Source organism: Deltaproteobacteria bacterium (genome assembly GCA_005879795.1).
Lineage (GTDB): Bacteria > Desulfobacterota > Binatia > DP-6 > DP-6 > DP-6.
In genome coordinates this window covers 1-13,105 of the sequence record VBKJ01000046.1, presented here as the reverse complement: position 1 = coordinate 13,105, position 13,105 = coordinate 1, and the positions used below count along the sequence as shown (strand labels likewise).

Sequence of the window (13,105 nt, the reverse complement as noted above, 5' to 3'; positions counted from 1 at the left end):
AGGCGAACGGGATGCACGCCGGCAAGGAGAATTCCTGCTCGAGGCATGCGCCCCGGTTGCTCTCCCTCCGGAGCTGCGGCATGGCGTGGGTTGCATGGGTCTCACGACGATCAGGGTGCGCTTGAGCACGCTGCGGCCGCTCCGCCTCCTTCTCGCCCGACGCCCGGGCGGGCCGTTTTCCACGAAGGGAGAAGCGACATTCCCGCGGCCGCGCAACCGTAGTAGAGGCGCGTCGATGATGAAGCTCTACGACTACCTGCCCTCCGGCAACGGCTACAAGGTCCGCCTCCTCCTCTCCCAGCTCGGTCACCGCTTCACCCTGATCGAGAGGGACATCGCGAAGGGCGAGACGCGCACGCCGGAGTTCCTCGCCATCAACCCGAACGGGCGCATCCCGGTCCTCGAGCTCGACGACGGCCGCCGCCTCTCCGAGTCGGACGCGATCCTCTTCTACCTGGCCGAGGCGACACCATTCCTCCCGGCCGAGCGATTCGGGCGCGCCGACGTCCTGCGCTGGATGTTCTTCGAGCAGTACAGCCACGAGCCGTACATCGCCGTCGCGCGCGCGTGGCTCCACGTGTTCACCGGCCCGAGGGTCGAGCCCGAGCGGCTGCGGGAGAAGATGGAGGGCGGCTACCAGGCACTCGACGTGATGGAGCGCCACCTCGCCGAGCGGCGCTTCTTCGTCGCGGAGCGTTACACGATCGCCGACATCGCGCTCTACGCCTACACGCACGTTGCCCACGAGGGCGATTTCCACCTCGGGCGTTACCCGCACGTTCGCACCTGGCTCGCGCGTGTCGCGAGCCAGCCGGGGCACGTGCCGATCACGCAGCGGGAGTTCGACTGAGCCATGCCCGCACACCGCGACCTGATCGTCGAGCAGTTCACCAAGCAGGCCGTGCCGTTCTCGACCGCGCCGGGTGTTCGGGACGAGGAGGCGCTGCGGCTGCTGGTCGACTTCACCGGGGCGGGGCCCGAGGACACCGTGCTCGACGTCGCCTGCGGCCCGGGGCTCGTAGTGTGCGCCCTCGCCCCGGTCGTGCGCCACGCGACCGGCATCGACGTGACGCCCGCGATGATCGAGCGGGCGCGGGCGCTCGCGGCGGAGAAGGGGCTCGGCAACGTCGCCTGGCGGGTCGGCGACGCGCTGCCGCTCCCGTATCCCGACGGCGCGTTCTCGCTCGTCGTCTCGCGCTTCGCGTTCCATCACTTCCCCGAGCCGCGCGCCGTGCTCGCCGAGATGAAGCGCGTGTGCGCGCCGGAGGGCCGGGTCGCGCTGGTGGACGTCGCGGCGTCGGAGGACCCGGCGAAGGCGGCGGCGCTCAACCGCATGGAGAAGCTGCGCGATCCGTCGCACGTGCGCGCGCTCACGCTCGCGGAGCTGCAAGCGCTCTTTCGGGCGGTCGGCCTCCCCGCGCCGCGCGTGACGTTCTACCAGCTCAGGTCGGAGCTGGAAGGGCTCCTCGAGCGGTCGTTCCCGGAGCGGGGCGACGCGGAGAGGATCCGGTGGATGTTCATCGACTCGCTCGCCGACGACGGCCTCGGCCTCGGGACGCGCCGGCGCGGCGACGCGATCGTGTTCGCCTACCCGGTCGCGGCGCTCGTGGCGATCAAGACAGGGTCCGCGGCGGGTGACGAGGGGCCCGTTCCCGTCTGATCGTCCGTCACCCGGCGACCGGCTGGGTCGAGACCCGGGGCGCGGCGCTGTCCCGCTCCGTTCCCGTCCCGTCAGCGCTCCAGGAGCAGGAGCAGGGCGCGCTCCCGCCGACTCTCGGCGATCAGCCTGCCATGCGCACGAAGCACGCGCAGGATGCGGGACTCCTCGCCCGCCCGGAAGCGGGAGCCGAGAAGCCAGACGCGGGGGTGGCGGTCGAAGGCGCGCGCGGCGGTCTCCGGGGCATGCTTGGCATCGACGACGCTGACGCCCGGGTCGTCGATCAGCGGTGCGAACCCGACGGTGGTGCCCGGCGCGGGGACGAGCACCGGCGTGCGGCCCTGGTAGTAGGCGTAGACGTACACGCTGCGGTCGTAGACGAGGACGGCGTCCTCCGGCCGGCGCGATTCCTCGACGATCCGCACGAGCGGCCCCAGGTTCTCGGCCTGCTCGACGAGACCGAGGCTGGCCCAGTTGCGCCGGACCGCGATGTCTCGCACGAGCAGGGCCAGCAGGAGCGGCGCGAGCGGCCAGAGCGCGCGCCTGGACCACAGCTGGGAGGCGGCGAAGCCGAAGGCCATAGCGAGATGAACGTTGAGGACGGTGAGGAGGAAGAGCATCACTCGCGAGGCGTTGAACGGCACGAGGCGCCGCGACGAGAGCCACGCGAGCTCGGCGATGAGGAGGACGATGGCGAGGAGCACCGGCCGCGTGGCCCGCACGCGCACGAAGAGCGCCACGAGCGAGGGCAGCGCCAGCACCATCCCGAGGCCGCTCCACGTCGCACCGAGCATCGCCTGGAGGGTCCGCACCACGAACCGTGCCGCCTGGTCCGCCGAGCCCGTCACGTACGCGTTGTCCCAGTACTCCGCGAGCGACGCCGTGAGGTGCGGCGCGACGAGGATCTTGAAGTAGGCGAGGTCCCAGGCGCCGACCGCGACCCCGGCGGCGACGACGGCGCGCGCCCGCGGCCAGTCTTCGGTCGCGATCGCGTCTGCCAGCAGCGCGCCGAGGAGCGGTGGTCCCACGAAGAGCTGCGCGTTCGCGAGCGCGACGCCGACCGAGAGCGTGAGCCCGAGCGCCACCAGGTCCCGCGTCCGGTGGCTGCGGCCGAAGACGGTCGCCCGATGAAAGGCGAGCAGGGCGAGGAATGCCTCCGCGCTGTACTGCTTCAGCAGCTTGGCCCACAGGATCGAGCCGGGATCGAAGGCGATCGCGCCGAGCGCGAGGAGCCCGCCGAGCGCGCCGACGAGGTGCCTCCCCGTGCGGAACGCGAGCCAGAGGGTGAGCCCGCTGAAGAGAAACGGGAGGAGCCGCAGCGACACCTCCGGGGCCAGCGGGAGCGGTGCGAGCAGCCGGAGGGTCGCGGCCCACAGCACGGGCGTGGGGCCCAGCGAGAGGCGAAACTGCGCCACACCCTGCACGCGCGTCGAGAGGGCCACCCAGGCCTCGTCGTTCCAGAAGCCGTAGCGGCCGAGCTCCCGGATGCGGTAGGCGAGGCCGGCGAGGCCGACACCCCAGGCGAGCGCAGGCCAGGCACAGCGCTTCAGGCCTCGGCTCTCTGCCACGGATGCTCCTCGAGCACGTAATCTGCCGCCGCCGCCCCGCTGCGCACGCAGTCGGGCACACCCACGCCGCGATAGGCCGCGCCCGCAAGCGCAAGTGCGGGGAGCGCCGCCGCGCGCGCCTCGATGGCCGCGACCCGCTCGAGGTGGCCGACCGCGTACTGTGGCATCGCCAGGCGGTGGCGGTGCACGCGCGTCAGCTCGGGTGCGGCCGTGATGCCGACGAGATCCCGGAGCTCGTCGCGGACCACCCCCACCAGTGCGCCGTCGTCGCGAGCGAGTACGTCGGCCCGCAGCGCGCCCCCGACGAAGGCTCGGACCAGCTCGTGGCCCTCTGGTGCGCGCCCCGGGAACTTGCGGCTCGCGTAGGTGCAGGCGATGAGCGCGTGGCGCTCCACGGCGGGGACGACGAAGCCGAAGCCGCGCGCCCCGGATACGTCGGCGCTCCGGTAGGCGAGCGTCACGGTCGCCGAGGAGGCGTACTCGATCTCGCCGAGCAGGCGTCCGAGCTGCGCATCGAGCGGCGCGAGGAGGGGCGCCAGCGCGCGGGCCGGCGCGGCGAGCACGAGGGCGTCGGCGGCGAGCACCTCCCCGCCCGCGCGGAGCCGCCACGTCGCACCGTCGCGCGCGAGCTCGCCCACGGGTGAGCGAAGGCGCACGCCCTCTCGCAGCCGCCGCGCGAGCGCCTCGACGAGCGCGCCCATGCCGTCCGCGGGGGCGGCGAAGAGCGAGTAACGTGCCCCCGCGGCCTTGATGGCGCCAGCCTCGGCGCGGAGCCCTCGAATCACGCTCCGGTACTTCCGCTCGAGCTCGCGGAAGCGCGGCATGGTGGCTCGCAGCGAGAGCCGCTCCGCATCCGCGGTGTAGATGCCGCCGGCGAGCGGCTCGGCCGCCCGCTCGAGCGCCTCGCGCCCGAAGCGGCGGCGCACGAAGTGGGCGAGACTCTCGTCGGCGGCGTCCGCGGCGCACGGGAGGACGAGGTCGAGCGCCATGCGCAGCTTCCCGCGCCAGGAGAAGAGGGGCGAGACGGCGAGCGCGCCGAGGTCCGTCGGCGCGAGGAGCAGGAAGCCCTCCGGCAAGGGCTCGATGCGGCCGTCGTGGACAACGTACGTGCGCCGCTCGCCCTCGCGCGTGCCGACCAGCGGCACGCCGAGGCGCTCGCACAGCTCGGCGGCCCACGGCTTCTCGGTCAAGAAGGAGTCCGCGCCCGCCTCGATCGTGAACCCGCCGCTCCGCTCGGTCGCGATCGAGCCGCCGAGCCGCTCGCCGGCCTCGAGCAGCACGCAGTCGGTCACGCCGCGCTCGACCAGCCGCTGCGCCGCAGCGAGCCCGGCCACGCCGCCGCCCACCACGGCGACGCGCGCGCTCATGCGGCGGCTGCCGCGACCACCTCGGCCAGCATGCGGATGAAGAGGGGATGGTCGTTCACGGTGCTGGCGCGCGCGAAGCCCAGGCCGGCCGCGCGCGCCGTGGCCCGCGCCTCGACGTCCAGGTCGTAGAGCACCTCGACGTGATCGCAGACGAAGCCGACCGGCACGACCACGACATCCCGTCTGCCCTCGGCGGCGAGCGCGCGCAGCGCCTCGTTCACGTCGGGCTCGAGCCAGGACTCGCGCCGGCTCCCGCTGCGGCTCTGGTAGGCGACCTGCCAGCGGGTGCGCCCGAGCTGCTCGGCGACGGCGCGCGCCGAGGCCGTGACCTCCGCCACGTACGGCGAGCGCGCGGCCATCGCGACCGGGACGCTGTGCGCGGTGAAGACCAGCGCCGCCGCGGCGCGGCGCGCGGCGGGCAGCGTCACCAGCGCCGCCGTCGCCGCGTCGGCGACGGCGGTCACGAACAGGGGATGCGTGTGCCACGCGCCCGCGTAGCGCACCTCGGGCGCGCGCGGGCCGAGCGCGGCGGACGCGGCCGCCACCTCCTCCATGTACCGCTCGCGGCTCGCCTCGCTCGCGTGCGGCGAGAGGATGACGGCCACCGCACGGCGCCTGCCGTCGGCCGCCATGCGCGCGAGCGTGTCGGCCAGGTAGGGCTCCCAGCTCCGCATGCCGACGTAGACCGGGAGCACGGGGCCGGCCGCGGCGAGCATGGCCTCGAGCTGGCGCGCCTGGCGGAAGGTCAGGTCGCGGAGCGGCGAGCGGCCGCCGATCGCCTCGTAGTGACGGACGACCTCCTCGACGCGCTCGGGCGGGACGGGTCGACCCCGCAGCACGTTCGCGAGGAACGGCCGCACCTCCTCCGCGCGCGTCGGGCCGCCGAAGGCGATCAGCAACACGGCGTCGGCGGCCATGCTCCTGCTCCTAGCGCCGCGCCGACAGCTCGTGCACGGCGTCGACCAGCGCGCGCACGTGGTCGACCGGGGTCTCGGGCAGGATGCCGTGGCCCAGGTTGAAGATGTGGCCCGGGCGACTCGCCGCCTGGTCGAGGATGGCGGCGGCGCGCGCACGGATCTCCGAAATGGGCGCCAGCAGGGCGCTCGGGTCGAGGTTCCCCTGCACCGCGACGTCGTGGCCGAGGCGTGCCCACGCCGCGTCGAGGTCGACGCGCCAGTCGAGGCCGATCACGTGGCCGCCCGCGGCGCGCATCGCCTCGAGGAGCCCCGCCGTCCCGGTGCCGAAGTGGATCACCGGCGTCCCGGGCGCGAGCGCGGCGATCAAGGCGCGCACGTGCGGCAGCACGTGGGCGCGGTAGTCGGCGGGCGAGAGGCAGCCGACCCAGCTGTCGAAGAGCTGCACCGCGTCCGCGCCCGCGGCGATCTGCGCGTTCAGGTACGCGGCCACGACGGGCACGAGGCGCTCCATGAGCGCGCGCCAGGCGTCCGGGTCGGTCGCCATGAGCGCCTTGGTACGCGCGTAGGTGCGCGAGCCGCCGCCCTCGATGAGATACGACGCGAGCGTGAAGGGTGCGCCGGCGAAGCCGATGAGCGGCACCCGCGCCGGGAGCGCGGCGCGGGTGCGCCTGACCGCCTCGGCGACGTAGCCGAGCGCGGCGGGATCGACCTCGGCGAGGCGGTCGACGTCCGCGCCGGAGCGCACGGGCCGGCGGATCAGAGGGCCATCGCCGCGCGTGAACTCGAGCCCCACGCCCATCGGCTCGAGCACGAGGAGGATGTCCGCGAAGATGATCGCCGCATCGACACCCAGGCGGAGCGCAGCGGTGACGGTCACCTCCGCCGCCGCGTCGGGCGACTTGCAGAGCGCGAGAAAGCCGAGGCGCTCGCGGACGGCGCGGTACTCGGACAGGTAGCGGCCCGCCTGCCGCATGAGCCAGATGGGCGTGTAGGGAACGTGCTCGCGGCGGCACGCCGCCAGGAAGGGGGGCGCTTCCACCGCCGGGAGAGCTACGCGAAGGGCGGGCGCGAATCAATCGAAGCCTGGCAGCCCGGCGCGCGAGCCGCTAGACTCGCCGTCGTGCGCTCCGTCCGCTGCCCGACGTGTCGGCGCGAAACGCCGTGGGAGGGGAACCCGCAGCGGCCGTTCTGCTCCGACCGCTGCCGGGTGCTCGACCTGGCCGCCTGGGCCGACGAGCGCTACCGCATCCCGGGAGAGCCGGTCCCCGCCGAGCCCGACACGCCGGACGCGCCGGGCGGGCCGCCGCCGGGCCGCGAGCGCTAGCGCGTGGGCGTCCACCCGACGGCGATCGTCGATTTGCGTGCCACGCTCGATGGGAGCGCGGAGATCGGTCCCTACGTCGTCATCGACGGGCCGGTCGCGATCGGCCCGCGCACGCGCGTGCTGGCCGGCGCGTACCTGACCGGCCGCACCGAGATCGGCGCCGACAACGTCATCCACCCCGGCGTCGTGCTCGGCCACGAGCCGCAGGACGTGGCGTACCGCGGCGCCGAGACCGGGCTTCGCATCGGGGACCGTAACGTCATCCGCGAGCACGCCGAGGTGCATCGCGGCACGGAGCCCGGCACGTGGACCGAGATCGGCGACGACAACTACCTGATGTCGCAGGCGCACGTGGGCCACAACTGCAGGCTGGGGAGCAACGTCATCATGGCGACCGGGGCGACGCTCGGCGGGCACGTGGTGGTGGAAGACCAGGCGTTCATCTCCGGCAACTGCGTCGTGCACCAGCACTGCCGCGTCGGGCGGCTCGTCATCATGCGCGGGCTCTCGCGCGCCTCGCGCGACCTGCCGCCCTTCGCGATCGTTGATGGCACGCACACGGTGCGCGGTCTGAACCGCGTCGGGCTGCGCCGCGCCGGCTTCGACCGCGAGCGCATGGGGGCGCTCGCGAGCGCCTTCCGCATCCTCTTCCGCGTGCGCACCAACCTCGCGGCCGCGATGGCGCGGGTCGAGGCGGAGGTGCGCTCGCCCGACGTCGACCATCTCCTCGCCTTCATCCGCAGCTCGCGCCGCGGCGTCGCCTTCGGGCCCGTGCGCGCGCGGGGGGAGGACGCGGCGGAGGACGCGTGACGTTCGCCTTGCGCGGCCGCGACCCTTGCCGTAGGCTCGGGCCGCGTTCCCGCGGGGTGCTCGCGTGCTGAATCGACGCCGCTTCATCGTAGGGGCTGCGCTGATCGCGGCCGCCGTCTCCTACCTGGTCTACGCTGGCATCCGCACCACCTCGATGTACTACTTCGAGCTGGGCGAGTTCGTCGCGCGCCGCGACGCGCTCCTGGGCGAGACGCTGCGCGTGAAGGGCTGGGTCAAGCACGGCAGCGTGCGCTGGGACGCGCACACGAACGAGCTCGCCTTCGAGCTCGCGACCAAAGATGGGGGGAGTCCAGTTCCGGTCGCGTACCGCGGCATCCGGCCCGACATGTTCTCCGAGGGACGCGAGGTCGTGGTCGAGGGCCGCTACCGGCGGGACGGGCTCGCCGCACGCCAGATCATGACGAGCTGCCCGTCCAAGTACGAGCCTGCGGCCGGCGGCGGCGAGCCGCGGGCGGGCTCCTGAGCCATGCCCGAGCTCGGCCGCCTCGCCGTCTGCCTCGCGCTCCTCTTCGCCGCCTACGGCGCGCTCGCGGGAGTGGCCGGCGGTATCCGCCGCCGCGCGCACCTCGTCCGCTCCGCCGAACACGCCGCCTACGCCGTGTTCGGGCTGGTCGTGATCGCGACCGTGATCCTCCTGCGCGCCCTCCTCCGTCACGACTTCACGCTCGAGTACGTGGCCGCCTACTCCTCGAGCACGCTCCCGACGCAGTACACGATCGCGGCGCTGTGGGGCGGGCAGAAGGGATCCCTCCTCTTCTGGACTCTCCTGCTCACGCTCTTCACGACCATCGTGCAGGCGCAGAACCGCGAGCGGAACCGCGCGCTCATGCCGTTCGTGACCGCAACGCTCATGACCGTCGCGGTCTTCTTCCTCTCGCTCCTCGTCTTCATGACCGATCCGTTCGAGCGCCTGCCGGTCGCCGCGCGCGAGGGCGCGGACCTGAACCCCCTCCTCCAGAACTACTGGATGATGATCCACCCGCCGTCGCTCTACACGGGCTACGTGAGCGCGTCGGTGCCGTTCGCCTTCGCGATCGCCGCGCTCGCGGCCGGGCAGCTCGGCGACCAGTGGATCCGCAGCGTACGCCGCTGGGCGCTCTTCTCGTGGGCGTTCCTGTCTCTCGGGAACCTGCTCGGGGCGCGCTGGGCGTACGAGGTCCTCGGCTGGGGCGGCTACTGGGCCTGGGACCCGGTCGAGAACGCGGCCTTCATGCCCTGGCTCGTGTCGACCGCCTACCTCCACTCGGTCATGATCCAGGAGAAGCGCGACATGCTGCGGGTGTGGAACGTGGTGCTCGTCCTGCTCACCTTCGCGCTCACCATCTTCGGTACGTTCCTCACGCGGAGCGGCGTCATTTCATCGGTCCACTCCTTCACGCAGTCGGGTCTGGGGCCGTTCTTCATCGGCTTTCTCCTCTTCGTGCTCCTGGCCGCGGGCGGGCTCCTCGCCTACCGGTTCCCCGAGCTGCGCACACCGGCCACCATGGAATCGTTCCTGTCGCGCGAGGCGGCGTTCCTGTTCAACAACCTGGTGCTGGTGGGGATCGCGTTCGCGGTCTTCTGGGGGACGGTCTTCCCGGTGCTCTCGGAGTGGGTGCGGGGAGTGAAGATCACGGTCGGGCCGCCCTTCTTCAACCGCGTCAACGCGCCGCTCGGCCTGGTCCTCCTCTTCCTGGCCGGCGTGGGGCCGGTGATCGCGTGGCGGCGCGCCTCGCCGCGGAACCTGCGGCGCGCCTTCGCGGGGCCGGTGGCGGCGGGACTCGTGGCGGCTGCGGCGCTCGCCGTGGCGCGCGTCCCGCCCGGCTACGCCTTCGCGACCTTCGCGCTCGCCGTCTTCGTGCTCGGCACCGTCGCGCAGGAGTTCTGGCGCGGCATGCGCGCGCGCCAGGCGATGCTCCACGAGAGCGCGCCGCGCGCGCTCGGGCGGCTGGTCGGGAAGAACCGGCGGCGCTACGGCGGCTACCTGATCCACGTCGGCGTGGTCTCGATCTTCGTCGCCATCGCCGCCTCGAGCGCCTTCCGCATCGAGGCGCAGGAGACGCTCAAGCCGGGCGACGAGATGGCGGCGGGCAAGTTCCGGCTCCGCTACGAGCGCATCACGAGCGACGAGAACGCGCACCTCTCGCGCCTCGCGGCCGAGGTGTCGGTGTGGCGCGACGGGAGGCGGATCGGGACCCTGGCGCCCGAGAAGCGCTTCTACAAGAAGCCCGAGCAGCCGACGACCGAGGTGGCGATGCGCTCGACGCTCAGCGAGGACCTCTACCTCGTGCTGGGCTCCTACGATCCGCCCTCGGGCCTGGTGACGCTCCAGGCCTACGTGAACCCGCTCGTCTCCTGGCTGTGGATCGGCGGCGTCATCATGGCCGGCGGCACGCTGGTCACGATGTGGCCGTCGGCGGCCGAGCGCCGCGCGGTGGCGTACGAGCTGGGCCGGGCGCAGGTGCCGGCCGAGTGAGCGGGGCCGGTCTCGCGCTCGTGGCCCTGCTCGTGGCGGCGCCGGCCGTCGCCGCGACCCAGCAAGAGGTCGAGGAGTCGCTCACCTGCCAGTGCGGCTGCGGGCTCACCGTCCACGCCTGCAACCACCTCCAGTGCCCGTCGGGCGAGCCGATGAAGAAGGAGATCGCCGAGCGTCTCGCGCGCGGCGAGGACAGGGAGACGATCCTCGCCGCCTTCCGCGCCCGCTACGGGGAGAAGGTGCTCTCGTCGCCGACCTTCGGCGGCTTCAACTGGCTCGCGTGGGTGACGCCGTTCGTGGCGCTCCTGACGGGCGGGCTCGGCGTCACGCTCGTCATCCGCCACTGGGTGCGCGCGCCGGCGCCCGCAGCCGCCGGAGAGCCGCCCGCCGACGACGAGCTGCGCCGGCGCCTCGCGCGCGAGCTCGAGGACATGGACCGCGAGCCATGACGCTCGCCGTCTACCTGCTCGGCCTCGGGGTGATCGCCGCGGCCTCGCTCTTCGTGGCGGCGCCGCTCTTCCGCCCGCGCGCCGCCGCGCCGCCCGCGAGCGATGGCGTGCGCGAGCGCTGGGAGCGCCAGAAGCGCCAGGCGCTCGCCGCCATCAAGGAGGCGGAGCTGGACCACCAGATGGGCAAGCTCTCCGACGTGGACCTGGCCGGCATGCGGGCCCGCTTCGAGACACAGGCGCTCGCGGCGATGGCCGCGCTCGAGCGAGGGGAGGACGAATGAGAGGGGAGGGTACATGATGATCACCATCGAGCAGTTCCGCTCGATCGAGCTCAAGATCGGGACGATCCGCGCCGCCGAGCCGCATCCGAACGCCGACCGGCTGCTCGTGCTGCGTGTCGACCTGGGGGGCGGCGAGGAGCGCCAGCTGGTGGCCGGCATCCGCGCGCACTACGAGCCCGCGGCGCTGGTGGGGCGCCAGGTGGTGGTGGTCGCGAACCTCGAGCCCGCGAAGCTGCGCGGTGTCGAGAGCCAGGGCATGGTGCTGGCCGCGTCCGAGGGCGAGCGCGTGGTCCTCCTCCGGCCGGACGAGGCGGTCGCGCCCGGAGCGGTCGTCCGCTAGGTACCTAGGTGGGCGACCCGCCGGTCCGCGCCGAGGGCCTGGTCCGCGCCTTCGCTGGCACCCCGGTGCTGGCCGGCGTGGACCTCGTCGTGCGGGGCGGCGAGGCGGTGGTGGTCCTCGGCCCGAACGGCGCCGGCAAGACGACGCTGCTCCGCATCCTCGCCCTGCTGCTCCGGCCGGGCGGCGGGCGGCTCGCGCTCTTTGGCACCGACGCGAGCGCGGCGCCGCCGCCGCTTCGCCGGCGGATCGGCTACGTCGGGCACGACAGCCTCTGCTACGTCGATCTCACCGCGGCCGAGAACCTGGCCTTCTATGCGCGCCTGTTCGACGTCCCCGAGGCGCCCGCCCGCATCGCCGAGCTGATCGCCTGGGCCGGGCTCGAGGCGGCGGCCCGCCGGCGGGTGCGCGCCTACTCGCGCGGCATGGTGCAGCGGCTGGCACTCGCGCGCGCGCTCCTGCACCAGCCGGACCTCCTCCTCCTCGACGAGCCCTTCGCCGGCCTCGACCCCGAGGCGGTGGCGGCGCTCCAGCGCCGCCTCGGCGAGCTGCGCGCCGCGGGTCACGCGATCGTGCTCACCACGCACGACCTCGAGCGCGCGGCGCCGGTCGCGACCCGGCTCGCCATCCTCCACCGCGGGCGCATCGCGTGGGCGCACGAGGGCGCGCCCGAGCCCGTGGTGGTCGCCGCGGCCTGGCAGGCCGTCGTCGTGGGGCGCGGCTGACCGTGCGCGGCGCGCTCGCCATCCTGGCGAAGGACCTGCGCATCGAGTGGCGGACGCGCGAGAGCCTGGCGAGCGTCTTCGTGCTCGGCGTGCTCCTCCTGGTCGTGCTCACCGTGGCGCACGACCCCACGCCGGAAGCGGCGCCCGCGCTCGTGCCGGCGGTCCTGTGGGTGAGCTTCGTCTTCACGGGCCTTGCCGGCGTCCAGCGCGGCTTCCTCCTCGAGCGCGAGAACGACTGCCTGGCGGGCCTCCTCTCCGCGCCCGTCGATCCCGCCGACATCTACGCCGGCAAGCTCGCGGCGAACGTCGTGCTCCTCGCCGTGACGCAGGCCGTGGTGGTGCCGCTGGCGGGCCTCTTCCTGCACGCCGACCTCTGGCCCGTCCTGTCCGGGCTGCTCGTCGTCCTGCTGCTCGGGAATGTGGGCTTCGCCGCGCTCGCCACGCTCTTCACCGCCGTCGCGGCACGCACGCGGGCGCGCGAGACGCTGCTGCCGCTCCTCCTCCTCCCGCTCGCCCTGCCGCTCCTGATCGGCGCCGTGCAGGCGACCGCGGCCGTGCTGGCCGGCGGCCTCGCCGGGGCGCGCGAGGCGGTCGCGGTGCTCGCCGCCTTCGACGTGATCTTCGCGGTGGCCGGCTGGCTCCTCTTTGCGTATGTTGTGCGGGACTAGCATGCGCCGCCTGCTGCCGCCCCTGGTCTGCGCCTCGATGCTCGCCGCGCTCTGGCTCGTGTTCATGGCGGTCCCGACCGAGCGCGAGATGGGCATCGTGCAGCGCATCTTCTACTTCCACGTGGCCTCCGCGTGGGTCGCGTTCCTGGGCTTCTTCCTGGTCGCCGGCGCGAGCGCCGTCTACCTCCGGAACGGCGCGCGCACGGCCGACCGCCTGGCCGAGGCCGCGGCCGAGGTGGGCGTGCTCTTCTGCACGCTCGTGCTCGTGACCGGGCCCATCTGGGCGCGGCCGGTGTGGGGCGTGTGGTGGACGTGGGATCCGCGCCTCACCATGACCGTCATCCTGTGGGCGATCTACGCGAGCTATCTCATGCTGCGCGCCTTCGGCGGCGAGGAGGAGGCCGTCCGCCGCTACGCCGCCGTGCTCGGCATCATCGGCGTGCTCGACATCCCGATCATCATGGTGTCGGTGCGCCTGCTGCGCGGCATCCACCCGGCGGTCATCACGCGCAACGAGGGCGGCTCG

The 13,105-nt window shown here is 73.6% G+C and carries 15 protein-coding genes; 11 read left to right on the top strand and 4 right to left on the bottom strand.

What is annotated here, in order from left to right; translation table 11 throughout:
* Positions 1-235: 235 nt before the first annotated feature.
* Complete coding sequence (locus tag E6J59_02380; protein ID TMB23270.1) at positions 236-850, top strand: glutathione S-transferase family protein; 615 nt, start codon at positions 236-238, stop codon at positions 848-850.
* 21 nt (positions 851-871) lie between these two features.
* Complete coding sequence (locus tag E6J59_02375) at positions 872-1,660, top strand: class I SAM-dependent methyltransferase (protein TMB23271.1); 789 nt, start codon at positions 872-874, stop codon at positions 1,658-1,660.
* 71 nt (positions 1,661-1,731) lie between these two features.
* Here the strand turns inward: E6J59_02375 and E6J59_02370 are convergent, their stop codons facing one another.
* Genes E6J59_02370 through hemE form a run of 4 tightly spaced genes read right to left on the bottom strand, consistent with a single transcriptional unit; the run spans position 1,732 to position 6,548 of the window.
* The gene (locus E6J59_02370; GenBank protein ID TMB23269.1) at positions 1,732-3,834 is read right to left on the bottom strand and encodes a hypothetical protein; all 2,103 of its coding nucleotides are present in this window, start codon (positions 3,832-3,834) and stop codon (positions 1,732-1,734) included.
* Entirely contained in the window at positions 3,204-4,592 is a 1,389-nt protein-coding gene (gene hemG, locus E6J59_02365; protein TMB23268.1) for a protoporphyrinogen oxidase, read from the bottom strand. The genes E6J59_02370 and hemG overlap by 631 nt, the downstream gene beginning before the upstream one ends.
* Positions 4,589-5,509 carry a ferrochelatase gene (hemH, locus tag E6J59_02360; protein TMB23267.1) on the bottom strand — a complete coding sequence of 307 codons (921 nt, stop codon included), beginning with the start codon at positions 5,507-5,509 and terminating at the stop codon, positions 4,589-4,591. Before hemH ends, hemG begins: the two co-directional genes overlap by 4 nt.
* A 10-nt stretch (positions 5,510-5,519) precedes the next feature.
* Positions 5,520-6,548 carry a uroporphyrinogen decarboxylase gene (gene hemE, locus E6J59_02355; GenBank protein ID TMB23266.1) on the bottom strand — a complete coding sequence of 343 codons (1,029 nt, stop codon included), beginning with the start codon at positions 6,546-6,548 and terminating at the stop codon, positions 5,520-5,522.
* 81 nt (positions 6,549-6,629) lie between these two features.
* On the opposite strand from hemE, the gene yacG reads away from it, so the two are divergent.
* From yacG to E6J59_02310, 9 genes are all read left to right on the top strand, one after another.
* Positions 6,630-6,833: a DNA gyrase inhibitor YacG gene (gene yacG, locus E6J59_02350; GenBank protein ID TMB23265.1), complete on the top strand. Its 204-nt coding sequence runs from the start codon at positions 6,630-6,632 to the stop codon at positions 6,831-6,833.
* A gap of 3 nt (positions 6,834-6,836) precedes the next feature.
* Positions 6,837-7,643 (top strand): acyl-ACP--UDP-N-acetylglucosamine O-acyltransferase, encoded by an 807-nt coding sequence (gene lpxA / locus E6J59_02345; protein TMB23264.1) that lies wholly within the window; start codon positions 6,837-6,839, stop codon positions 7,641-7,643.
* A gap of 64 nt (positions 7,644-7,707) precedes the next feature.
* Positions 7,708-8,127, top strand: a complete 420-nt coding sequence (locus E6J59_02340; protein ID TMB23263.1) for a cytochrome c maturation protein CcmE — start codon at positions 7,708-7,710, stop codon at positions 8,125-8,127.
* A 3-nt stretch (positions 8,128-8,130) separates the two neighbouring features.
* Positions 8,131-10,119: a heme lyase CcmF/NrfE family subunit gene (locus E6J59_02335; protein ID TMB23262.1), complete on the top strand. Its 1,989-nt coding sequence runs from the start codon at positions 8,131-8,133 to the stop codon at positions 10,117-10,119.
* Positions 9,813-10,568, top strand: coding sequence for a cytochrome c-type biogenesis protein CcmH (locus E6J59_02330; protein ID TMB23261.1), 756 nt, complete (start codon positions 9,813-9,815; stop codon positions 10,566-10,568). The genes E6J59_02335 and E6J59_02330 overlap by 307 nt, the downstream gene beginning before the upstream one ends.
* Before the next feature lie 102 nt (positions 10,569-10,670).
* Positions 10,671-11,189: a methionine--tRNA ligase subunit beta gene (gene metG / locus E6J59_02325; protein ID TMB23260.1), complete on the top strand. Its 519-nt coding sequence runs from the start codon at positions 10,671-10,673 to the stop codon at positions 11,187-11,189.
* A gap of 8 nt (positions 11,190-11,197) precedes the next feature.
* The gene (ccmA, locus tag E6J59_02320; GenBank protein ID TMB23259.1) at positions 11,198-11,911 is read left to right on the top strand and encodes a heme ABC exporter ATP-binding protein CcmA; all 714 of its coding nucleotides are present in this window, start codon (positions 11,198-11,200) and stop codon (positions 11,909-11,911) included.
* A complete protein-coding gene (locus tag E6J59_02315) occupies positions 11,836-12,579 on the top strand; it encodes a heme ABC transporter permease (GenBank protein TMB23258.1) in 744 nt (247 codons plus the stop codon). The genes ccmA and E6J59_02315 overlap by 76 nt, the downstream gene beginning before the upstream one ends.
* Positions 12,563-13,105: cytochrome C assembly protein (locus E6J59_02310; protein TMB23257.1), on the top strand; the 543-nt coding region annotated here is incomplete at its 3' end. The genes E6J59_02315 and E6J59_02310, both read left to right, overlap by 17 nt.

Excerpts from the sequence above, each read along its gene's own strand:
- E6J59_02380 (TMB23270.1), top strand. The coding sequence starts at position 236 with ATGATGAAGCTCTACGACTACCTGCCCTCCGGCAACGGCTACAAGGTC.
- hemH (TMB23267.1), bottom strand. The coding sequence starts at position 5,509 with ATGGCCGCCGACGCCGTGTTGCTGATCGCCTTCGGCGGCCCGACGCGC.
- metG (TMB23260.1), top strand. The coding sequence starts at position 10,671 with ATGGCGTGCGCGAGCGCTGGGAGCGCCAGAAGCGCCAGGCGCTCGCCG.
- hemG (TMB23268.1), bottom strand. The coding sequence starts at position 4,592 with ATGAGCGCGCGCGTCGCCGTGGTGGGCGGCGGCGTGGCCGGGCTCGCT.
- E6J59_02335 (TMB23262.1), top strand. The coding sequence starts at position 8,131 with ATGCCCGAGCTCGGCCGCCTCGCCGTCTGCCTCGCGCTCCTCTTCGCC.